19 protein-coding genes and 1 pseudogene are annotated in these 23,376 nt (G+C 32.9%); 11 read left to right on the top strand and 9 right to left on the bottom strand.

The window, feature by feature from the left end:
• The first annotated feature begins 14 nt into the window (after positions 1–14).
• Positions 15–895: pseudogene (locus tag BM238_RS04115) on the top strand (SMP-30/gluconolactonase/LRE family protein).
• A gap of 26 nt (positions 896–921) precedes the next feature.
• Here the strand turns inward: BM238_RS04115 and BM238_RS14580 are convergent.
• The 4 genes from BM238_RS14580 to BM238_RS04095 all read right to left on the bottom strand — a co-directional run bounded on the left by BM238_RS14580 (position 922) and on the right by BM238_RS04095 (position 4,154).
• Complete coding sequence (locus BM238_RS14580; protein ID WP_262490302.1) at positions 922–1,056, bottom strand: hypothetical protein; 135 nt, start codon at positions 1,054–1,056, stop codon at positions 922–924.
• Positions 1,057–1,294: 238 nt separating this feature from the next.
• On the bottom strand, positions 1,295–1,786 hold the full coding sequence (locus tag BM238_RS04105; RefSeq protein WP_090078896.1) for a hypothetical protein: 492 nt from the start codon (positions 1,784–1,786) through the stop codon (positions 1,295–1,297).
• A 78-nt stretch (positions 1,787–1,864) separates the two neighbouring features.
• Complete coding sequence (locus tag BM238_RS04100; RefSeq protein ID WP_143093351.1) at positions 1,865–2,452, bottom strand: transposase; 588 nt, start codon at positions 2,450–2,452, stop codon at positions 1,865–1,867.
• 394 nt (positions 2,453–2,846) lie between these two features.
• Positions 2,847–4,154 (bottom strand): DEAD/DEAH box helicase, encoded by a 1,308-nt coding sequence (locus tag BM238_RS04095; protein WP_090078894.1) that lies wholly within the window; start codon positions 4,152–4,154, stop codon positions 2,847–2,849.
• Positions 4,155–4,390: 236 nt separating this feature from the next.
• On the opposite strand from BM238_RS04095, the gene BM238_RS04090 reads away from it, so the two are divergent.
• The 3 genes from BM238_RS04090 to BM238_RS04080 all read left to right on the top strand — a co-directional run bounded on the left by BM238_RS04090 (position 4,391) and on the right by BM238_RS04080 (position 10,225).
• Complete coding sequence (locus BM238_RS04090; RefSeq protein WP_177205418.1) at positions 4,391–5,356, top strand: T9SS type A sorting domain-containing protein; 966 nt, start codon at positions 4,391–4,393, stop codon at positions 5,354–5,356.
• 224 nt (positions 5,357–5,580) lie between these two features.
• Positions 5,581–7,425 (top strand): 30S ribosomal protein S1, encoded by a 1,845-nt coding sequence (rpsA, locus tag BM238_RS04085; protein WP_090078892.1) that lies wholly within the window; start codon positions 5,581–5,583, stop codon positions 7,423–7,425.
• A 196-nt stretch (positions 7,426–7,621) separates the two neighbouring features.
• Entirely contained in the window at positions 7,622–10,225 is a 2,604-nt protein-coding gene (locus BM238_RS04080; protein ID WP_090078891.1) for a T9SS-dependent M36 family metallopeptidase, read from the top strand.
• A gap of 132 nt (positions 10,226–10,357) precedes the next feature.
• Here BM238_RS04080 and rplS read toward each other — a convergent pair whose 3' ends face one another.
• Positions 10,358–10,708: a 50S ribosomal protein L19 gene (gene rplS, locus BM238_RS04075; RefSeq protein WP_090078890.1), complete on the bottom strand. Its 351-nt coding sequence runs from the start codon at positions 10,706–10,708 to the stop codon at positions 10,358–10,360.
• Positions 10,709–11,167: 459 nt separating this feature from the next.
• On the opposite strand from rplS, the gene BM238_RS04070 reads away from it, so the two are divergent.
• Both BM238_RS04070 and BM238_RS14280 read left to right on the top strand, forming a co-directional pair.
• Positions 11,168–11,866, top strand: a complete 699-nt coding sequence (locus tag BM238_RS04070; protein ID WP_090079114.1) for a CoA transferase subunit A — start codon at positions 11,168–11,170, stop codon at positions 11,864–11,866.
• A gap of 8 nt (positions 11,867–11,874) precedes the next feature.
• A complete protein-coding gene (locus BM238_RS14280; protein ID WP_143093350.1) occupies positions 11,875–12,285 on the top strand; it encodes a hypothetical protein in 411 nt (136 codons plus the stop codon).
• Between the two features lie 18 nt (positions 12,286–12,303).
• Here the strand turns inward: BM238_RS14280 and BM238_RS04060 are convergent, their stop codons facing one another.
• On the bottom strand, positions 12,304–14,091 hold the full coding sequence (locus BM238_RS04060; RefSeq protein ID WP_090078888.1) for an ABC transporter ATP-binding protein: 1,788 nt from the start codon (positions 14,089–14,091) through the stop codon (positions 12,304–12,306).
• Positions 14,092–14,415: 324 nt separating this feature from the next.
• On the opposite strand from BM238_RS04060, the gene BM238_RS04055 reads away from it, so the two are divergent.
• Positions 14,416–15,072: a 3-oxoacid CoA-transferase subunit B gene (locus BM238_RS04055; protein WP_090078887.1), complete on the top strand. Its 657-nt coding sequence runs from the start codon at positions 14,416–14,418 to the stop codon at positions 15,070–15,072.
• A 53-nt stretch (positions 15,073–15,125) separates the two neighbouring features.
• Here the strand turns inward: BM238_RS04055 and BM238_RS04050 are convergent, their stop codons facing one another.
• From BM238_RS04050 to BM238_RS04040, 3 genes are all read right to left on the bottom strand, one after another.
• Positions 15,126–15,623, bottom strand: coding sequence for a c-type cytochrome (locus BM238_RS04050; RefSeq protein WP_090078886.1), 498 nt, complete (start codon positions 15,621–15,623; stop codon positions 15,126–15,128).
• A 132-nt stretch (positions 15,624–15,755) separates the two neighbouring features.
• On the bottom strand, positions 15,756–16,982 hold the full coding sequence (locus BM238_RS04045; RefSeq protein ID WP_090078885.1) for a DUF2254 domain-containing protein: 1,227 nt from the start codon (positions 16,980–16,982) through the stop codon (positions 15,756–15,758).
• Between the two features lie 26 nt (positions 16,983–17,008).
• Positions 17,009–17,911 carry a mechanosensitive ion channel family protein gene (locus BM238_RS04040; RefSeq protein ID WP_090078884.1) on the bottom strand — a complete coding sequence of 301 codons (903 nt, stop codon included), beginning with the start codon at positions 17,909–17,911 and terminating at the stop codon, positions 17,009–17,011.
• A gap of 156 nt (positions 17,912–18,067) precedes the next feature.
• Here BM238_RS04040 and BM238_RS04035 point away from each other — a divergent pair, with 156 nt between their 5' ends.
• The 4 genes from BM238_RS04035 (at position 18,068) to BM238_RS04020 (ending at position 23,336) form a co-directional block, all read left to right on the top strand.
• The gene (locus BM238_RS04035; RefSeq protein WP_090078883.1) at positions 18,068–19,417 is read left to right on the top strand and encodes a hypothetical protein; all 1,350 of its coding nucleotides are present in this window, start codon (positions 18,068–18,070) and stop codon (positions 19,415–19,417) included.
• A 17-nt stretch (positions 19,418–19,434) separates the two neighbouring features.
• On the top strand, positions 19,435–19,971 hold the full coding sequence (locus BM238_RS04030) for a DUF1697 domain-containing protein (protein ID WP_090079113.1): 537 nt from the start codon (positions 19,435–19,437) through the stop codon (positions 19,969–19,971).
• 26 nt (positions 19,972–19,997) lie between these two features.
• Complete coding sequence (kdsA, locus tag BM238_RS04025; RefSeq protein WP_090078882.1) at positions 19,998–20,807, top strand: 3-deoxy-8-phosphooctulonate synthase; 810 nt, start codon at positions 19,998–20,000, stop codon at positions 20,805–20,807.
• Positions 20,808–21,182: 375 nt separating this feature from the next.
• The gene (locus BM238_RS04020; protein WP_090079112.1) at positions 21,183–23,336 is read left to right on the top strand and encodes a TonB-dependent receptor plug domain-containing protein; all 2,154 of its coding nucleotides are present in this window, start codon (positions 21,183–21,185) and stop codon (positions 23,334–23,336) included.
• Positions 23,337–23,376 lie beyond the last annotated feature (40 nt).

Genomic DNA, 23,376 nt, shown 5'->3' with positions numbered 1-23,376 from the left:
ATTAGTTTTGTTTTATGAAGAATTTTATCATTTATAGCGCTCTTGTATTATCACTTTCATCTTGTTCTGTGCAGAAAGATATTACGAAACCGAATGAAACTCCCGTTTTAATTTCTGATAGGTTTAGTTTTACGGAAGGTCCTTCTGCAGATTTAAACGGAAATGTTTTTTTTACAGATCAGCCAAATGATAAAATTTACGAATGGAATTGTGAGACAAATCAAATTTCCGAATTTTTAAATAAAACAGGACGCGCCAACGGAACTTATATTGATTCGGAAGGAAATCTCTTAACCTGTTCAGATGAAAATGGCGAAATTTTATCTTATTCTAAAAATAAAGTTAAGACAGTTTTGCTAAGTAATTTTAACGGAAAAAGATTGAATGGACCAAACGATTTATGGATCGATAAAGGTTTTATTTATTTCACAGATCCTTTATATGTGAGAGATTACTGGAAGAATTTTAAACAGGAAATCGATAAAGAAAATCTTTATTTGCGCAAACCAAATGGGGAAATAATTACAGTTGATACAACTTTTGTAAAACCAAACGGCATTATTGGAAATGCAAAAAAAATGAACTTTATGTTTCTGATTTTGGTGCCGGAAAAACCTATAAATATAAAATGAAAGAAGACGGAACTTTAAGCGAAAAAACTTTGTTTTGCTCGATGGGTTCTGACGGAATGACGATTGACAAAGAAGGAAATGTTTATCTCACAGGTAATGGAGTGACGATTTTTAATAAAAAAGGAGTACAAATAAAACATATCAATATTCCTGAAAAATGGACTGCAAACGTCACTTTTGGTGGAAAAAATTTTTCTACACTTTTTATAACGGCTTCAAAATCTGTTTATACTTTGACCACAAAAATGAAAGGTTTACGCTAAATGCATTTGTTAGCAAAAACTTTTTTTTATTTAAAATAAGGAATACCAAAAATTCCTTCATGCATTCTGAAAATTAAAGTATCTCCGGCTTTTAGGGTTTTAAAATCTTCTTTTTTTGTGTAATGACGATAATCATTTTCATCAATTAAATCATTATCCATTTTTAAATTATAAGCAGTAAATGTTCGGCTGTCCGAAATATAAAATGTTTTATAAATCCTTTTACATTCCTTTTGAGAATCTAATTTGTTAATCAATAATACTACTGAGGTTACAGATGATTGTGCAAGAGCAAACAGGAAGAAAGAAAATATTATAAGTCCTAAAAATGATCCAGCAATTGTTTCAAATGATCGTTTTTTAATAATACTTTTTACTATTCAATACTTCGTTAATATCTCAAGCAGCAATTCTGCCAAAACAATAGAGTTCCTTTAATTTGAGTTTATTTTTTGTCGTGTTCGGGTTTATCCCGAACTTTCTAATAAATCTATCTATCAGTAAATCATTATGATACATCGTTTTTACATCTGCCATAGAAAACGCACCTCTTTCTTCTTTTGATACCTTCAACCAATGTGCAATTTTCGCTAAATTGATCGTTGTAAGTGATGCATTGAAATGAAATTTTAGTTTATTTTCACTTCTGGCTTCACAATCATTTAATCCTGTAAATTGTTTTGCATCGCGGTACAAAAACTCAATCTGAAATCTGCTTTTATACAAGTCTAAAATCAAACGCCAATTTTGTATAATATCCGTAGAAAAATAGAGTTTACGCGTCCATTTTTCCTTATTTTTCGTTTTTACAATCACCAAATTCACATTCATTTTCAAAGATTTTGAAAAGACAATTCCCGAAAAAATTTCCTCTTTTTCTTCGCCGCTCACTTTTTTACATTTTGATAAATCAAGGTTTTTAAAATCAATTTTACCTTCATATTTCCTTGGTCTTCCTTTGCCTTTTTTTTATTCTCCCTCAAAATTATATCTCAAATCAGCATCATCCCGAAGCCTGGAAATGATCGTGAAACCCTCATTTACCAATGGATTTACAAAAGTAGTTTTTGAGAAATAGGCATCTACCAAAATGCATTTTGAGAGTTCCTGCAGGCCATTTTTTCTTTCTAAAATTATTTTTAAATAATAGTGCACAAGGGTTTCATTTTCCTTTAAACCAACTGTTTGCACAGCCTCTAAATGCAAAGCCGTATGATTTTCACAATCAATTGCAGCCAAACCAGAAATTTCTAAACCCCATTTTGTCCTTCCTGCACAACCAGACCAAAAATAACCAGTTCCCGGAGTTTTCTTTCCAGATTTTGAGATAAAACTGGGGTCAAAAGCGATCGCCAAATTTGGGCTACAATGCTCTTTGATTAAATTTTTATTGAACTCCAAAAACTCAAATTCTTTCTCAAAATTATTACGATAGGACTGCTCATCAAATTTACGGAACCTCTCCAACTGGAGGAAATTCAATCTTCCTTTAATGCTCAAAAAAAGTGAAAATAGATGAAGCATAAAATTATTTCTACTAACATTAATGTTTTTCATTTGCAAAAGGGCAGAAAAAACGATATTTTTGGTGCTGGATAACTCGGAGAAATTCACAAATTAGAAGTTTGTTGTTATTCCTATAAGATATTGAAAATCAATGAGTTATCCTATTTTTATACTAACTTTTTTCAGTTTATTTACCTGATATTCAAAAGGTTAGGTGGGTTTTTAACGAAGTGTTGCTATTATTAAGATGGAAAAAATAATGATTGTAATGATAATAAAATTTAGGTAATAAGATTTTGTCCAACGGTCAACATCAATTTTTAAATAACTCTTTTGTACACATGGTTTAATGTAAAAAGTGAAGATTGAAAGTATGATTATTATAAAAAACCATGACAGATTATTTTTTATATATTTTAAAAATTTAATTTTCATAAAATCTTAATTAATAAGCAATCTCAATTTTCAGTTTTTTGTTTTTTAACCGTTCGTTTTCTAGTTTTTTTAAAAGTATAACTACTTTTTTGCGATTTACAGCAACGTAAGAAGTGGTGTCTTTTACTTCAATTAAACCCAAATCTTCTTTTTCTAATTCGCCTTTTTTAAGTAAAAATCCTACAATATCTACTTTATTCACTTTGTCTTTTTTTCCGGCGCTTAAATAGACGGTTAAAAATGGCGTTTTTTCTGGGATTTTGTAATTGCCGTCCAGGTTTTCAACTTCAATATTATTTTTAATGAAGGGGAAATTTTCATCGTTAGAAATGATCAAATAAACAAAACCTTTTGCGTGCATCCTTGCCGTACGTCCGTTCCGGTGGATAAAAGCGTCTTCATTCTGCGGCAATTGGTAATGAACAATCGACTCTACTTCAGGAATGTCCAAACCGCGTGCGGCCAAATCCGTTGTTATTAAAACGCGCGCCGAATCATTTCTAAATTTTAATAAAGCGCGTTCTCTTTCGTCCTGTTCCAAACCGCCATGGAAAGTTTCTCTTGCGATTCCTTTTTCTTTTAAAAGGTCAGAAATCCGGTCAACTGCGTCTCGGTGATTGCAGAAAATCAAAGTTCTTTTATTGCCGATTTTACAGATCAGTTTAAATAAAATATCTAATTTTTCTTCGGAAATAGTTTCTACTTTTCTTAATTGCAAGGCAGGTTTTGAGGCTTCTGCTTTTAAGAAATTAATAATTTTTGGATTTTTAACACCCGTAAAATCTGGCATTTCTGAAATATTGGTCGCCGAGGTTAAAATCTTTTGTTCTAAATTTTCAAGTTCTGAAATGATGAAAGACATATCTTCTGTAAAACCAAATTCTAAGGCTTTGTCAAATTCGTCTAAAACTAAAGTTTTGATATTTAAAGGGTCAAAATTATCGTGTTTTAAATGGTAGGCAATTCTTCCAGGTGTTCCGATTAAAACTGCAGGAGCTTCCGTAAAATTATTGATTTCGATCTTTTTATCGTGACCACCATAGCAAACTGAAACTTTAAAATCTGTTCCCATAGATTTGAAAACTGTTTCTATTTGCAAAGCCAATTCCCGAGCTGGAACGATGATCATTGCCTGAATGCCTTCGGCAGATTTTTCTAATTTCTTAACGATTGGAAATAGAAATCCCAAAGTTTTGCCGGAACCAGTCGGCGAAAGTAAAATGATTTCATTTTGTTTTTCTGCGGCTTCAAGTGTAGATTTCTGCATTTGATTGAGAGCAGAAATATTAAGTTTTTCTAAAATTTGTTCAAAATTCATTTTGCAAAGTTAGTGGAAACAAACTTCTTTAAAAAAAGAAAAAATGGTTATACTTAATATTTGTTCAAAATTACTTTTTTAATAATTATTAAATTTTTTAAGCTAATTTAACTGAAAAAAAAAATTAATCAATATAAATATTATGAAATTCGTTACGTTTTAATAAAAATAATGTTAAAATGTTTTTTTTGTATAACAATATTGTACTATTTTTGATACAACGTAAATTATTTAATATGAAAAAACATTTACTATCTGTAATGGTTCTTTGTGGATCATTAATTAATTCGCAAACGTACTCAAACGGAAATTTGAGTACAGGATCAACAACAAGTACGGGTGGAGTAGCTCCAACAGGTTACACTTGGAGTGAAGTACAAGCTGCTGCTGGGAACACAACAATCGGTTCTTCGGCTATTTACAATAATTCATTGACAAGTAATTTTCGATTAGCAGACGATTTTGTAGTTCCTGCCGGTCAAAAATGGACTATTACTTCAGTAGAAGCTTTGGGATATCAAACCTCCTCTACAACATATCCATTTGATCAAATAAATTTAAGAATTTGGAATGGTGTTCCTGGTGGAGCTGGAGCAATCGTTTTTGGGGACACTACAACAAACTTATTGAATACTGCAAATAGTGTCGACTATAAAATTTATAGAATTGGAAATGGTACAGCTGCTACTAACAGAAGAATTTGGAAACTTTCTGCAAATGTCGCTACGTCTTTAAATTCTGGTACTTTTTGGGTGGATTTCCAAGCACATCCTACAAATGATGCATCTGCTTTTTTTCCACCCGTTACGATTGTAGGAGCGACAGGTCCTTCGGGAGCGAATGCATTGCAATATAATGGTACTAGTTGGGTTGCATTTACTGATGGAGGTTCTTTAGCTCCGCAAGCGGTTCCTTTTTTAATAAATTATACTGTTGCAACATTAAGTACAACAGAAACACGTCAGTATGATAGTAGATTAGTAATTTATCCTAATCCAGTGAAAAGTTCCTTCAAATTAAGTATTCCTCAAGAATCATTAAATGCAAAAACTGATATTTCGATATATGATTTGGGTGGTAGAAAAGTTAAATCTTTCAAAATGGCAGAATCTTATGATATTTCCAGTTTAGAAAAGGGAGTTTATTTGTTAAAGGTAAACGATGGTACAACTAATAAAGTAACTAAAATTATTAAAGACTAAATAAATATTTTATATAATCTTTAAAGCATTCGAAAGAATGCTTTTTTTTACTTCAATTTGCCCCATTTTATATTTGTAATATCAAATTAAAAATCCTATTTTTGCACCACTTTTGTGGGAAGTATTTTGGGAAAGTAAAACCTTAATAATTAACAACTTCCATATTTTTCAGGTTACCACATTAACCAAAACTGAAATCTAAGGAATACAAATTTTTTTTTAATATGTCAGATACGACAAACACAACGGAAGAGGTTGTAGAAAGCCAAAGCCAACACAAACAAAAAAACGATGCGGTACTTGAAAACCAAAACGTAGCACCAGAAGCGTTTGACTGGGAATCTTTTGAAAGCGGACTTAACGCTGAAGACAGAACAGAAAAACAGGAATTAGAAGAAATTTACAATGGTTCTCTTAATGATTTAGGAGATTCTGACGTAATTACCGGGAAAGTGGTAAGAATTACAGACAGAGAAGCGATTGTAGATATTAACTTCAAATCTGAAGGTGTAATTTCTCTTAACGAATTCCGTTACAACCAAGACCTGAAAGTAGGTGATGAAGTTGAAGTAATGGTTGACAAAAGAGAAGACAAAACAGGTCAATTGCAATTGTCTCACAAAAAAGCGAGAACTCTTAAAGCTTGGGATAAAGTGAATGAACTTCACGAAACTGGCGAAATTGTAAATGGTTTAGTAAAATCCCGTACAAAAGGTGGTATGATCGTGGATATCTTCGGATTGGAAGCGTTTTTACCAGGTTCACAAATCGATGTGAAACCAATTAAAGATTACGATCAGTTTGTAGGTAAAACAATGGAATTTAAAGTTGTGAAAATCAACCCAGAATTTAAAAACGTTGTTGTATCTCACAAAGCGCTTATCGAAGCAGATATTGAAGGTCAGAAAAAAGAGATCATCGCTCAATTAGAGAAAGGACAAGTATTAGAAGGAACTGTGAAAAACATAACTTCTTACGGTGTATTTGTTGATTTAGGAGGCGTAGATGGTTTAATTCACATTACAGATTTATCATGGAGCAGAGTTAATCATCCATCAGAAGTTCTTTCTGACGGTGAAACTGTGAAAGTGGTAATTCTTGATTTTGATGAAGATAAAACTCGTATCCAATTAGGTATGAAACAACTTGAAGCTCATCCTTGGGATGCTTTAAGCGAAAACATCAAAATTGGTGATAAAGTAAAAGGTAAAGTAGTAGTTCTTGCTGATTATGGTGCTTTTGTAGAAGTTGCGCCAGGTGTAGAAGGATTAATTCACGTATCTGAAATGTCTTGGAGTACTCATTTGAGAAGCGCCGGAGATTTCGTAAAAGTAGGTGATGAAGTTGAAGCAGAAGTATTGACTTTAGACAGAGAAGACAGAAAAATCTCTCTTGGTATGAAGCAATTGAACCAAGATCCTTGGACAAATATTGAAGCGAAATACCCAATCGGATCTACGCACACAGGAACTGTGAGAAACTTCACAAACTTTGGTGTTTTTGTAGAATTAGAAGAAGGTATTGATGGATTAATTTACATCTCAGATCTTTCTTGGACTAAAAAAATCAAACATCCATCAGAATTCTGTAATGTTGGTGATAAATTAGAAGTAATCGTGTTGGAACTTGATGTTCAGGCAAGAAGACTTTCTTTAGGTCACAAACAATTACTTGAAAATCCTTGGGATAAATTTGAAACTAAATATGCTGAAGGAACAGTACACAATGGTAAAGCAACAGATGTTTTTGACAAAGGTGCTTCCGTACAGTTTGAAGATGCAGAAGTTGAAGCATTTTGCCCATCAAGATTATTAGAAAAAGAAGACGGTTCTAAAATCAAAAAAGGTGATAGTGCGGACTTTAAAGTAATTGAATTTAACAAAGAATTCAAAAGAGTAGTAGTTTCCCATACCGGGATTTTTAGAGATGAAGAGAAGAAAAACGTAAAAGATTCTTCCAGCAAATCATCTTCTACTTCTTCGTCAAGCAACAATGAAGAGAAATCTACACTTGGTGACATTGATGTTTTAGCAGAACTTAAAAAGAAAATGGAAGAAGGTAATAACTAATCTTCAAATCTTTTAAATTTTTAAATGCCTCGCAATTATTGTGAGGCGTTTTTTTTGTATTAAAAAAATATCAATAAAAATGTAGCTGACTTCCAACTAATTAAAAAATAATTTAAAATTTAAATCTATTTGTGTTAAATTATCGTAAATTTTTATAAAATAAATGTATTTTTGGCAATTTAATTAAACTTATTATATGAAAAATAGATATCTATCGGTTAAATTGTTATTGATCTGCGGCTTATTTACAGTTGGTAAAGCTTATTCGCAGAATTATGAGGGGATCATAAAAAATTATATTTCCAATACTAATGGAAGTAAATTTGTGAAAAATGATCTAAAAGATTTTGAAATAAGTAATCAGGATTTTTCTTCCTCCATGAACTCTGAAGTTGTAAAAATACAACAGACGTACAATGGCATACCCGTTTACAATTCAGTAGCAACAGCTTTGATAAAGGATTCTGATGTGAAATTTTATACAGAAAACTTTGTTAAAAATTATGATGTTGTTTCTTCTGCAAAAGCTGGCCTTACCGACGCAGCAGCATTTAAAAGTGTCGCTAAAAAACTAAAACTTAATGGTGACGAATATCGTTTGCTTGATATTTTAGCGAAAGAAGACGGTTTAAAATCAGTAGCAAAAAGAAGACTTGTATATTTTAAAAGTGAAGAAAATTTAGTTCTTTGCTATGAGTTTTTCGTTGAGGAAAAAAATAATTCTAACTACTGGAATATTTTAGTTGATGCAAATTCCGGCAAAATTTTAGAAGAAAATAATTTGACATTATCCTGTAATTTCAATGATGATGCTTTTAGTCAGACTTTAACGGATCATTTACCAGAAAGTGTTAAAACCATTGCTGCCGAGGAAATTAAAAAATTGAATGCGGCGGCGGGTACAGCAAGTTACAGGGTATTTGCGTTACCATTAGAAGGTCCAACTTTCGGAACAAGAACTTTAGTTACAGATCCGTGGTTTTTAGATGCTTCACCGGAAGGATGGCAGTCTAACGGCGTTACGTCTTACACAACAACGCAGGGAAATAATGCATATGCTTACAGTGATCAGAATGGTATTAATGTACCGCAAGCTGTGCCTGATGCTGGTGCAGGAAGAGTTTTTGATTATCCATACGGCGCACTTTCAAGTGCAAACGAGAATCTCGCTTCTGCTACCACAAATTTATTCTACATGAATAATAAAATGCATGATATCATGTACCGCTTTGGATTTACAGAAGCTGCAAGAAATTTCCAGTCTAATAATTTTAGCAAAGGCGGCGCAGGTAACGATTATGTTCGCGCAGAAGCCCAGGACGGAAGTGGAAGCAATAATGCAAATTTTTCCACGCCAATTGACGGATCGCTTCCAAGAATGCAGATGTATTTATGGGACTCGAATCTTGTTGACGCAAAAAGACTTTATTACAATACTCCGGCTGAAGCAGTTTCAAGATTAGCTAAAACTTTCGGTGCACAATTTGGACCTGCACTAAGCAATCCAGGTGTAACAGGAGATCTTAAATTAGCTTCTCCAATCGACGGTTGTACTGCTTTACCTGCTGCTTCAATGCTAAATAATATAGCATTAATAGAAAGGGGAACTTGTGGTTTTGTAGTTAAAGTGAAGAATGCACAAACTGCTGGTGCAATTGGCGTAGTTATTTATAATGGTGCTGCTTCACCTGCGATTGGTACTATGGGTGGAACGGATGCAACAATTACAATTCCTTCAATTATAACAGAAAACTCCGAAGGTGAGTACATTAAATCTTTGTTAGCGGCTTCAAAAACGGTTAATGTTACTTTAAAATTCAGCAAATTTGATGCGAATTATTTAGACGGAAGTTATGATAACGGTATCGTAGCCCATGAATATGGACACGGTATCTCTAACAGAAATACAGGTGACGGTTACCGCTGCTTGAATTCCGCAAACTCAAACGAACAGATGGGAGAGGGATGGTCAGATTTCTTTGCTTTAATGGTTACAAATCAGCCAAACGCCACAGCAACTGTAGCGCGTGGAATAGGAACTTACGCTGTTGGTCAGCCAACAAATGGTTTGGGAATCAGACCTCAAAAATATTCTACAGATTCTGCAGTTAACAATGTAACTTATGGATATACAAATGGTAAAACTTACGTAGATGCAAATGGCGTAACGCAATTAGACGTACATACTATCGGTTTCGTTTGGGCATCAATGCTTTGGGATCTTCATTGGAATTTTGCCGCTAAATATGGATACGCTTCTGATGTAGCCGCCAATCCAACAAGTGGAAGTGGTAAAGTTTTACAATTGGTAATAAACGGTCTAAAAGGTCAGATTTGTTCACCGACATTTATCGACGGCAGAGATGCAATTTTAGCAGCGGATGCCTTAGGCGGAGGGACAGACAGATGTATGATCTGGAATACATTTGCAAAAAGAGGGCTTGGTGTAAGCGCTTCTGCAGGAACAAAAACCGGAACAGGAACTGGTATAAGTGATCAGATTGAAGACTTTACTATTCCTTCAGATTGCTCACCACTATCAACTAGTGAAAATGTGAAAGATAAAAGTTTAAGCATATATCCAAACCCTGCTAAAAATGAGTTTTTCATTAAAGTGCCAACTTCTCAATTAGGTAAATTATCTGTTGAAGTTTATGACGCTGCAGGTAGATTAGTGACTTCGGATAAAGTTTCCGGATCAGAAAGTGTTTCTACAGCTAAATTGCAAAATGGTGTTTACATTGTTAAAGTAAAAGGTTTAGGAGTTGAAAGTTCTTCTAAATTAATTATTAAAAAATAAAAGCAAATTTATTTTAAGAAAAAACCATCTCAATTTTTTTGGGATGGTTTTTCTTTTTAAAATTTCGCATAAAAAATAAGTCACAAAAAAACCACCGTATTTCGGTGGTTTTTTCTATTTCTGTAAAAGAAATTATTTTCTAGCAACATCCTTAATTCTCGCTTTCTTACCACGAAGTTTACGGAAGTAATAAATTCTTGCTCTTTTCACTTTACCTCTTCTATCGATTTCGATTTTTTGAAGTGCTGGTAAATTTAAAGGGAAAACTCTCTCTACACCTACATCACCACTCATTTTTCTGATAGTGAAAGTTTTTGTAAGACCAGTTCCTCTCACTTGGATTACTACACCTTTAAAGAACTGAGTTCTTGTTTTAGCACCCTCACGAATTTCGTAATATGCTGTGATTGTGTCACCTGCCTTAAATTTTGGGAAGTCTTTCTTCTCAATGTACTTTTCCTGTACGTAATTAATTAAATCCATCGTTTAATTTATAAAAAAATTGTCTAGCAAAGCAACGTTCACGGCTATCGTCAGAGGTTGGTTTACAGGTTGCAAAAATAGAATAAATTTTTATAATGACCAACAAATATTTTATTTAATCTAATATTTATTTGGGCATGCCCTTTTTCTTTAGAAAGTTAGTACAGACTAGAAAATTTGTCAAAAGAAAAAGGTCGGTCTTCGGTTCCCAATCTTTTGTAATTGCGATCGAAGCGTTTTTTTTAGTTGAATTATTTTCTATCGCAATTACAAAAGGATTTCCACCTACGTCCTCATGCGAGGAATTTATAAGTAGAAAATCTTTTCACAAAAGAAATTTTTATTAAAAGCATTTCGAAGCCTAATAAAATTTTTGTGCTCTTTGCGCGTATTTACTCTGCGTCTTTGCGTGAAACCAAAAAAAATCTTACTTTTAAACCAGACAAAAAGAAACAAAAAATGATCGATAAAAGAGTTGCAAACGTAGAAGTAGCTTTAAAAGATATCAAAGACGGACAAACCATAATGCTCGGCGGTTTCGGACTTTGCGGTATTCCGGAAAATAGTATTGCAGAACTCGTTAAGAAAAATGTGACGGACTTAACTTGTATTTCAAACAACGCCGGCGTTGATGATTTCGGTCTAGGTTTGTTGCTTCAAAAAAAGCAGATCAAAAAAATGATATCTTCTTACGTCGGTGAAAACGCAGAATTTGAACGCCAAATGCTTTCCGGCGAATTAGATGTCGAACTCACACCTCAAGGCACTTTAGCCGAAAAATGCCGTGCCGCACAAGCCGGTATTCCTGCATTTTATACGCCTGCAGGTTACGGAACAGAAGTCGCGGAAGGCAAAGAAACCAAAGAATTTCACGGCAAAATGCACATTTTAGAACACGCTTTTGAAGCCGATTTTTCCATAGTCAAAGCCTGGAAAGGCGATCACGCTGGAAATTTAATTTTTAAAGGAACCGCCAGAAATTTCAACGCACCAATGTCTGGCGCAGGAAAAATCACTATTGCCGAAGTTGAAGAACTCGTAGAACCGGGCGTTTTAGATCCCAACGAAATCCACATTCCCGGAATTATGGTTCAGCGAATTTTTAAAGGTGAAAAATTTGAGAAAAGGATAGAGCAGAGGACGGTGAGGAATAAATAACTGTAGGAATGAAAATAATAAATTTCTTTTTCTATTTTACCTTATTTTCTCTCATAAGTTGCAGTGAAATAAAAACCAATAATCCAACGGAAGTTTACAAATATTGGAGTGGAACTAATCCAAATTCTGACGTAAGATTAATTAACGGACAATATTGGCAATCCTCTCATTTTTCGAAAGAATATATTATGTTTTTAGAATTTATACCAAAGAAATTTTGGGTAAATGAATTCATTAAACAAAACAACTTAATTAATGATTCTATAATAAATGATGAATTTATAGAGTCTAAGCCAAATTGGTTTAAACCATCAAAAGGTTCAAAAAAATATAAAATTAGTAGTGATTTTGATCAAGGTTCAAGATATTTTAAAGATTTAAAAACCGGAATATGCTTTTTCTATGAAATTCAATTATAGTTTTTTGAATTAATGTTCCTACAATTTTCTCTCCCCAATTTGTTGTCGCCACATCGCATAATACAAACCTTTTTCCTCTAAAAGATTTTCATGTGAACCCATTTCTATTACTTTTCCACGCTCTAAGACGTAGATTCTGTCAGCATGCATGATTGTGCTTAAACGGTGTGCAATTAAAACGGTAATTTGTTCTTTTTCTTTCGAAATTTCACGAATTGTGGAAGTAATTTCTTCTTCTGTAATACTATCTAAAGCGGAAGTGGCTTCATCAAAAATAAGCAAATGTGGTTTTCTCAAAAGTGCCCTTGCAATTGCAATTCTTTGTTTTTCGCCGCCGCTTAATTTTAAACCGCCTTCACCAATTACTGTTTGAATTCCATTATCTGCGCGTTCAATTAAACCGGTACAACTCGATTTTTTTAAAGCCAAACTAATGTCTTCATCCGTCGCATCAGGATTTACAAACAGAAGATTTTCTTTTATTGTTCCGGCAAAAAGTTGGGTGTCTTGCGTTACAAAACCGATTTGATTTCGTAATTCATCAAAATCAAATTGATTTCCGTTGATGTTATTATAGAAAATTTCGCCTTCTTTTGGACGGTAAAGTCCAACCAATAATTTAACCAAAGTACTTTTTCCGGCGCCACTTGGACCAACAAAAGCGATGGTTTCTCCGTTTTTGACTTCAAATGAAATATCGGTTAATGCTTTATAAGTCGCAGTTTGATGTTTAAATGAGACGTTTTTAAAATCCAGTTTTTCAATGCCTCCAATTTGTTTAGGTTTTAATGGTTTTTCTTCGACTGGTTTTTTCATCAAATTATCAAAATTATTTAATGATGCCTGCGCTTCACGGTAAGAAATAATAATATTTCCAATTTCCTGCATCGGACCAAAAATAAAGAAACCGTAAAAAACCAATGATAAGTATTGACCTGGCGTAACGACGTTTTTAAATATTAGAAATAGTAACGTAAAGGTTATCATTTGCTGTAAAAAATTAACCATTGTTCCCTGAATAAAACTCAATGACCGAATGCTTTTTACTTTTTTTAATTCTAATCCTAAAATTTTGTAAGTATTGTTATTCAGGCGTTTAACTTCCTGTTTTGTTAAACCTAAACTTTTTACGATCTCAATATTTCTTAAACTTTCCGTCGTACTTCCGGCCAAACTGTTCGTTTCTGCAACAATAGTTTTTTGGATTGTTTTTATTTTCTTACTTAATAAATTTGTGATGAAAGAAATAATAAATATACCGACAACATAAACGGGCATTATCGACCAATGAAGGCGAACTGCGTAAATCGAAACGAAAATAATACTGACCAAAATCCCAAAGAAAATATTTATAAAATTGGTAATAAATTTCGTGGAATCTTCGCGAACTTTCGTTAAAATTGATAAAGTTTCGCCACTTCTCTGGTCTTCAAATTCCTGATACGGCAGCGCCATAGAATGCTGCAAACCATCAGTAAAAATATTAGCACCAAATTTTTGAGTGATCACATTTACCACATAATCCTGAAATGCTTTTGCAATTCTACTGACCATGGCCGTTCCAATTAATAATCCTAAAAAGTAAAAAACGCCGTGGTAAAGATCTGTTCCGTTAAAAAACTCATGCAAAGTTCTGGGAATTTTTTTTGCGGTATCAAAATAGTTTGGATGCGTGACTAGTTGGTCAAGAATATTTCCGGTGATTGCCGGACCAAAAAGGGAAAAAACCTGATTTATTGTTGCTAAAGCCAAAGATATGATTAGTAACCATTTGTATGGTTTTAAATAACGTAATAATGTTTTCATTCTAAATTAATTGAGTGCAAAATTACTGATATTAATTGACGTAATTGCGTGATTTTATACATTAGATAATAAGGTATAATTAACAAAAACGCTTTTGAAAATATTGGAGAAAACTTAAATTCATAGATTCATTTTATTTGTGCAACTGAACTGCAGCCCGACTTGAACGGAGCTCTTTTTGTGTAACGCAGTGGAACAAAAAAGCGGGAGTGGAAGGCGGAAAAGCTGCCCAAAAAATAGTCATATAAATTGTAAATTAGATTTTAAAAAATTCTGCTTTTGTATTTACTGAAAATTCTATAAATTGCAGCATAACAATTTGCCATGCTCACAAAAGAACAGATCGCGATAAGAATTTCAAAAGAAGTGAAAGACCGGTATTACGTAAACCTCGGAATTGGAATCCCAACTTTGGTGGCAAATTATGTTCCTGAAAATCTAAATGTGGAGTTTCAAAGTGAAAATGGCGTGCTTGGAATGGGACCATTTCCTTTCGAAGGCGAAGAAGATGCGGATTTAATAAACGCCGGAAAGCAAACAATAACGGCACTTCCGGGCGCATCTTTTTTTGATTCTTCTTTTAGTTTCGGCATGATCAGAAGTCAAAAAGTAGATCTGACGATTCTCGGAGCCATGGAAGTTTCAGAAAATGGCGATATTGCGAACTGGAAAATTCCCGGAAAAATGGTGAAAGGAATGGGTGGTGCGATGGATTTAGTGGCTTCTGCCGAAAATATTATTGTAGCGATGATGCACGTCAATAAAAAAGGTGAATCTAAGATTTTAAAAAACTGCACTTTGCCTTTAACTGGCGTAAAATGTGTAAAAAAAGTCGTGACTGAATTAGCTGTCTTGGAAATTACCGAGAATGGTTTTAAACTTTTGGAAAGAGCGCCCGGCGTTTCTGTGGAAGATATTATAAAAGCGACAGAAGCCGATTTACTTATAGAAGGCGAAATTCCAGAAATGATATTCGATTAATTTTTAATAAAATATTCAAAAAAAAAGCAACTGAAAAGTTGCTTTTTTTGTTTTTATTTCTTTATTTTTTTCGGTTCCGGCATAAGCGCAGGGATCATCTTACTTACATCTTGAAAATATTCAGTAGGGTTTGTATTACCGCGGTGGCAAGTAATACAGTAAACCGCAACAACTTGCTTTGGTTTTGGTTCCGGCGCGTGAGGTAGAAAATATTTAGAGTTGATATCGTTTGTCATTTCCAGCATAACGCGCGCAATTAATTTTGAATTTTTTGCATCTGACGCGAAATCGATTTTTGTGGGATCATCTGCTTTTGCAGCGTGGCAATAATTACATCGAACGCCAAGTGATGTGTTGAAAGTTCTCATCACAAAATGCAAACTGTCTTCTGAGATGTTTTGAGGCAGAACTTTTAAATTTTTCCATTCGCTTTGTTTTTCGCTGACAGGTTTGTAAAGTTTTGTTGAACTTGTGGTAAAAGTAAATACAAAACCGATGATTGCAAAGAATGCAAGTAGAGAAAAAAGTGATTTTAGTTTAGAAGTTTTCATGTTAGATGTTATGTTTTTGCTTTAGTGAAGGTATAAAAATAATTAAAAGTTCATTTAAATTTATGCAAAAATATTTTCCACACTTTAAAATGATTTTAAAAAAGATATTTATGATGTTAAAAACTCGAGTTGTTAAATTAAATTCTTTTCTGCGCCAATTTTGTCCAGCCACATTTCGAAAGTTGGTTTGTACAAATTTTTAGAATCCAGCTTTTGAAGTTGCTCTATAGTTTCAAATAGTTGATTTTGAATATACTGGTCTTTTTTGCCATAATTCCAGATCGGGACAATGCATTTTTCAAAATTTTCTAAAAAAGACGAACTTGGCAAATAAATTCTGGCTAGGTCATTTTTATCATTAAGTAAAAATGGCAGCTTGTGTGTCAACTTATATTTTAACAAAGCACCTAAAGCATGAAGGCTTAAAACGGCTGTCGCGGGATCATTTATTCCAGGACTTAAAGCTTTAAGCGCAATTTCCGCCAGTTGATTGAATCCGTAATCTGCATTTCTCTCAATAGGTTGTCCGCTGAAAAAGTCCAGACAGTCTGTAATATTATCTAAAATATTTTGTGTAATATTTCCTTTGTTATGAATTAAAATGCAGGGCGTATCCTGTAAAATAAAACTGCCCTGTTTAAAGGGAAATGTTATAAAAAGATCATTCTCACAACAAATTTCAAGCAATCTTTTTGAGTTAAAGCTTTGAAAATAATCAGAATCCTGCGCTTTGATTTCTACAAAAGGCATATTTTCCCAGGTTGGAACTTTCTCATTTATTTCCTGAAAATTGGACTTCATGGAATGCATTGTCTGCTTTTTTACACGGTCAATTACGGTTTCATATTTAACTGTTTGGGTGACGTAATCCAAAAAATAAATGAAAAGAAAAATATCAATTACTGTCAAAAAAATTAAAAAATAAATACTCAATGCCGGCACATAAACGCCGCTGGAAATATCACGAATGGTACTTAATAAAAAGAGCGCATAAACAATTGTTCCAATATAAATCCCTAAAATAACCTGTTGAAAACGGTTTTCGATCATGCTGTTCAAAACGCGGTTACTCATTTGCGAAGCCGCTTGATTTAAAACAATCATCACCATAGAAAAACTGAAAACCGTCAAAGAAATAATAGCGCCGGCAACGGTAGAGATTATCGTCCTTGCCGTATTTGCATCTTTTAAACTCAACCAACTTAAGCCTGATTTAAATTCTTTTCCAAATGGTGAAAAATCAATCTGTAGCATGACGTAAGATAAAATTAAGAATCCAAACGCAATAAGTGCGGGATAAAAAGCGATGCTTTCGATCATTTTATTGTAATAAACGCGGGACCATTTACTTAAACTCATTGTTAATTATATTTTAAAATTGGTCTTTAATTTTTATCATTATTTAGATTTAAAATATTGATCGGTAACGGTTGTTTTCCATATATTTTAAGTTCTTGAATATCAGAAGGCAAACTGAAACCTTCAGAAACCAGAATTTCTTTTACTTTGGTCATTACCTCACTTTTTATTTGAAGAACACCTTTTTTATAATCTAATGTATCTGTCCAAAAATAAACCCGAATATTCACCGTACTTGTCGCAAGTTCTTCAACCACAGCAAATGGTTTTTTATTTTTCTTTAAATCTTCAATTGGTTCGATTGCTTTTTCAATGGTCTCAATTGCTTTAGTAATATCATCTTCGTAATCAATTCCCACAATAAAATCCATTCTGATTTGTCCATCACGTGTGAAATTAGTTAATGGTTCTTTGATCACTACAGAATTTGGAATAAAAACATCTTTTTCGTCAAAAGTTTTAATATGCGTTGTGCGAAAATTTAATGCTTTTACATGACCGCTAAATTCCCGGATCATTATCGTGTCGTCCAGCGAAAAAGGTCTGTTAAAAGCCAAGATCATTCCGCCGAGAAAATTTTCTGCAATATCTTTAAAGGCAAATCCAAAAATAAACGCGGAAATTCCCGCACCAGCAAGTAAACCTTTTGCAATACCACTTAATCCAACGGCCTGCATCGCGAGAATTACACCAAAAATTATCAATAAAAATTTTATGGTTTTACTTAAAAAAGTAACAAAAAGCGGATCGTGGTTTTTATTTAGAAAACGGCTTTTTATTAATTTTGAAAGGTAGGAAGCGATAAGAAAAAAAGCTGATAAAATCAATATTCCTACGAAAATACCGGGTAGGGAAAGAACGAAAGTATTCCAGTATTCCACCAAAGATTCCTGCAATCCCTGGGTAAAACTTAGTGCATTTTTCTGCATTTTGAATTCAATTTATTGGTGTTCAATTTATGAAATCTTTATTTAAAAATTAGAATAAAAGGGAAATTCGATATTTAATTTTAAAAGAATAAAATCTTTGATACATTTGCAAATTGTCAGAATTAATAATCTAACAATGCATTAAAATATTTCTTTATGCTAAAAGAATTCTTCATTAACTTTAAAAATCACTTTCCGCGGAAAATATTTTTTCTTTCAATTGCGGTTTGGATGATTTTTGCAGTTATCAATTTTCTACTGCTTCAAAATAAATTTTTCACAGGAGTAGGAATTCTTTATCCATTTTCGGTTATTTATCCGAATGCTTTCTTAATTCCCGGATTTTTAGTTGCATTTTTATTTCTCTTTATTGGTTTTTTTGCTTTAAAAAATAGTCGCAATCTCAACGTTTTTGTAGTAATGTTTTTATGTTTTCTCTTAATTTTAACAGGAAATCTGGCGCAAGGTAATCTTGATATTGCTTTTATGCAACCATTTTATTTAAAAGGACGACAATATTATACTGACGCCATTCACATTCAAAACTGGCAAATTTGGTTAAGGAATTTTAATAATGATCTTGAAACTTTTCAACTTCATACCAAGACACATCCGCCGTTCGCAACGCTTCTTCATTATTTTATTTTAAAATTTTTCAACGGAAATATTTTAGCATTAGGAATTGTTTTTTTTCTGATGGCTTTTTCAGGTGTTCCTGTTTTTTATAAATGTTTAAAACTTTTAGATTTTAGCAAAGAAAATGCAAAGAAAATTACATTGCTTTTTTGTATTATTCCGTCCGTTAATATTTATTCGCTAGTTTCAATTGACGGAATAATCCTCGCGTTCACCATCTTTTTCCTTTATGGTTTATTATTAATTATAAAAACTAATTCACTCAATTTGCGTGGTGTTTTAATTTCTGTAATTTCTTTCATAGTAATCAATTGTCTCTCTTTTTCCGGCTTATTTTTGCTTGCTTTTCTAGGGATTTTAAGCTTATTTTATTTATTTAAAAAAGATTTTAAACTGATTTATCTGGGAATTATTATTATATTTTCAAGTGTTTTCTTCTTTTATGTTATCCACTATTTTTCAGGCTATAATCATCTGGAAACTTTTCAAAAAGCGTCTCATTCAGAGAATCCAAATGGTTTTATGTTTCTGGTTCAACCTAGAATTTATTTCTTTACAAGACTTGAAGATATTGGTGAAATTCTGGTTTTTTTATCATTCGCAGTTGTTGCCGTTTTATTTTCAAAGAAGTATTTGAATATTAAAAATTTACCACAAAAAAACATTTTCTACAGTGCGATCTTGGCTTTATTGATAATGTTTTTGACCGGCGCTTATGGAACAGGCGAAACGGCTCGAGCTTGTCTTTATATAGTACCATTTGTTATGATTTTATTTCAGAATCTTGAAAAGAAAACCTATGATGTTTTATTTATTTTATGTCTTCTTCAATGTTTTGGAATGCAGATGATCGGAAATTTTTACTGGTAATTTTTAATTTATTTAAAATGAAAAATCCTCAAAAATTTGTAGCATTTCTTCGCGGCGTCAACGTCAACGAAACTTCGATGAAAATGGCAGAATTGTGTGAAGTTTTTTTAAAAAGTGGCTGTGAAGAAGTTATGTCGGTTTTGGCAACGGGAAATATTATTTTTAAATCTGATTTAGATAAAAATATTTTAAAGGAAAAATTAGAAAGATCACTTTCAGATCATTTTCAATATGAAGCATTTTTATTTCTAAAAAACGCTGAAGAAGTGAACGGTATTTCAGTAAAAAATCCTTTTGAAAAAGATCTGGATTTTCACGTTTATATTTTTATAAATGTAAAAGATTTTGAAATCGAACTTCTACAAAACTTTAACGAAACTGAAAATACAGAAGGTGAAGACGCGAAAATTATTGATGAAAATTTTTATTGGAAAGTAAAAAAAGGTTTGACTTTAGATTCTAATTTTGGTAAAATTTTAGGTAAAAAATTATTTAAAGATTCTCTGACTTCAAGAAATATCAACACAATTGAAAAAATAATTGCTAAGTTTTAATTATTTTTGTTGAAATTAAAATTCAAATGATACAATTCTTAGAAAATATACAGCATAAAAATTCTAAAAACTTTTTCTTAATCGCCGGTCCGTGCATTATTGAAGGCGAAGATATGGCACTTAGAATCGCTGAAAAAGTGATAGAAATCACGAATAAATTTGAAATTCCTTATATTTTTAAAGGTAGTTTTAAAAAAGCAAACCGCTCCAGAGTTGACAGTTTTACTAGTATTGGCGAAGAAAAATCTTTGGAGATTTTGCGTAAAGTAGGAGAGACTTTCAATATTCCGACTACTACAGATATTCATGAGAACGAACACGCAGCTTTGGCAGCGCAATATGTTGATGTTTTGCAAATTCCTGCATTCCTCGTTCGTCAGACTGATTTATTAATCGCCGCTGCAAAAACCGGCAAATGTGTGACTTTAAAAAAAGGACAGTTTCTTTCTCCTGAATCCATGAAATTTGCCATTGAAAAAATGACAGATTCTGGTAATTTAAAAACTGCAATAATCGAACGTGGAAATTCATTTGGCTATACAGATCTGGTTGTAGATTTTCGAGGAATTCCAACAATGAAAAATTATGCACCGGTAATTTTAGATGTGACGCATTCTTTGCAGCAACCAAACCAAAGTTCCGGCGTTACCGGCGGAAGACCAGATTTAATAGAAACCATCGCAAAAGCAGGAATTGCGGTAGGTTCCGACGGTTTATTTATAGAAACGCATCCAGATCTTTCAGTTGCGCTTTCGGATGGTGCAAATATGTTGCGTTTAGATTTATTGGAAAATTTATTAGGAAAGTTGACGCGTGTGAGAGAGTCGATTTTATAGTTTTAGTTAATTTTTCCATGGTTTAAAAGCGATTGTAAAGTGTTAAAATTTTTAACAGATTTAAAAATTTTACCTATTTTAGTTGCCTAATAATTTACCTTGAAAAAACTTCAATTATTCCTGTTTTTTATTCTGCCATTTTTGGCTTTTTCCCAGATCAACCTTAAGGTTTTAGATGAAAACGGAGCGCCGGTTCCCAGTGCCAAAGTAACCTATAATAATCAGGAATATTTAACTGATAATGCCGGTTTTATTAAAATTCCTTTGGCTACAACTGTGCAAAATATCACGGCTGAAAAGGAAAGTTTTAAAATATTCAGCAAGTCCATTAAAACTTCACCAAAAACGCAAAACCTTAATGTGCTTTTCGTAAATATGCCAAAAGAGGGTCAGATTGAAGAAGTTGTTTTCCAGAAAAAGGCAAAAAATAAAGTTACAGACTTGACATCAATTGAAATTTCTGCAAAGGAAGCGCAGCAAGTTGCGTCACTTTCAGGCGGAATTGAAGGACTTTTGAAAACTTTACCATCCGTAAATTCAAACTCAGAACTGAGTTCACAATACATGGTTCGCGGTGGAAATTTTGATGAAAATTTAATTTACATAAATGATATTGAAATTTATCGTCCATATTTAATTAGAAATTCTTTGCAGGAAGGCTTAAGCATTATTAATCCTGACATGGTTTCGAATATCAACTTTTCAGCAGGTGGATTTGAACCAAAATACGGTGATAAAATGTCTTCAAGTCTTAACATTTATTACAGACAACCCACAAAATTTGAATTGTCGGGTGAAGCAAGTTTAATTGGCGGAAGACTTTCTACAGGTTTTGCTTCAAAAAATCAAAGATTATCAGCGTTATTTTCAGCGCGCTACAGGAATACAAATCTGGTCTTAAATACTTTAAATGAAGACACGGATTTTAACCCACAATATCAGGATTTCCAGTCTTATATTAATTATAATTTTAATTCAAAATGGGCAGTTTCTTTTTTGGGTTATTATTCTAAAAATGATTTTGAGGTGGTTCCAAAGCAAAAAGAAGTGGATTTTGGAACACTGCTTCAACCTATTAAATTAAATATTGGATACATCGGAAGGGAAAATGATCAATACAGAAATGTGATGGGAACTGCAACTGTCACTTTTAAACCTTCAAAAAAATGGAAACTGACCCTTGATAATTTTGCTTATCAGAATCGTGAAAAAGAGTATTATACAATTGCTTCTGCATACGAACTTCAAACATTTGATTCGACAGGAAATCCGATAACATCGTACGATGTTGGCGGACAGATCGATCACGCGAGAAATGATTTGTTCGTTAAAACGTATGGAACGCAATTTAAAACCAGATTTTCACCAGACATTAATACTGATTTTGAAATTGGTTTTAAATATGAAAAGGAAAATCTGCAGGATCTCACCAATGAATATCAACTTGTAGATTCGATTGGCTACAGTTCACCGAGAAATTTTGTAAATCCCGGAACTTTAGATGCCTCGCTTTTAGCTTTAAAATATAATATTAATGGCGAAAATCACATTGAGCCAACCAGAATGTCGGCTTACGCACAATATTCCAAAAAATTCTATTTAGGTGAAAATAAGATGTTCGTGAATGCCGGAGCGCGCGTTGCACACTGGAGTTTTAATGATGAAACTATTTTCTCGCCACGAGCTCAAATCGCGATAAAACCAAACTGGGATCTTGATATGCTTTTTAAATTATCCGGTGGCGTTTATTACCAAGCGCCGTTTTATAAGGAAATAAAAGATCTGGATGGAAATTTTAATCCAAATATTAAATCGCAAAAATCAATACAGATTATTTTAGCAAATGATTTTGAATTTAAATTGAAAGAACGTCCATTTAAACTGACTACGGAAGCTTATTATAAAAAATTGTCAGATTTAATTCCATATTTTCAGGATAACGTTAGAATTCGATACTCGGGAGAAAATAATGCAAAAGGTTATGCCTATGGTTTAGACGCCAGATTATTTGGGGAATTTGTTCCGGGAATTGATTCCTGGATCTCTGCAAGTTACGCCCGTGTTTTTGAAAACATAAATGATCTTGGAAATGTGCCGAGACCGACTGATCAACGTTTGAGACTGGCTTTATTTTATCAGGATTATATGCCGAGATTTCCGTCGATGCGCGTTAATTTAACTCTGACTTATGGAAATGGATTACCAAACGGCGCTCCGATTCAACTGGATGAGAAAGGGAAACCTGATTACACATTTCGTTACAGATACCAGACAACTTTACCATCTTATAAACGTGTGGATATCGGTTTATCTAAAATTTTTATTGATCAAAAAGATAATAAAGTGAATGGTGGTTTTTGGGGTAATTTTAAAGAATTGTCTTTAGGCGTTCAGATTTTTAATGCTTTTAATATCAATAATACTGTTGCAAATACTTCAATCACTGATGTCAATTCTGGTTTAATTTATCCGGTTCCTGTGAGATTGACGGGACGATTTTTTAATGTGAAGTTGGAGTTCAGACTTTAGTATTTATTCTTAAATATATATAAAAATTCCCGAAACAAAC

This window comes from Halpernia frigidisoli (assembly GCF_900113805.1).
GTDB classification, from domain to species: domain Bacteria; phylum Bacteroidota; class Bacteroidia; order Flavobacteriales; family Weeksellaceae; genus Halpernia; species Halpernia frigidisoli.
Note: the sequence above shows the minus strand (reverse complement) of the source record. Positions and strands in the feature narration are given on the sequence as shown.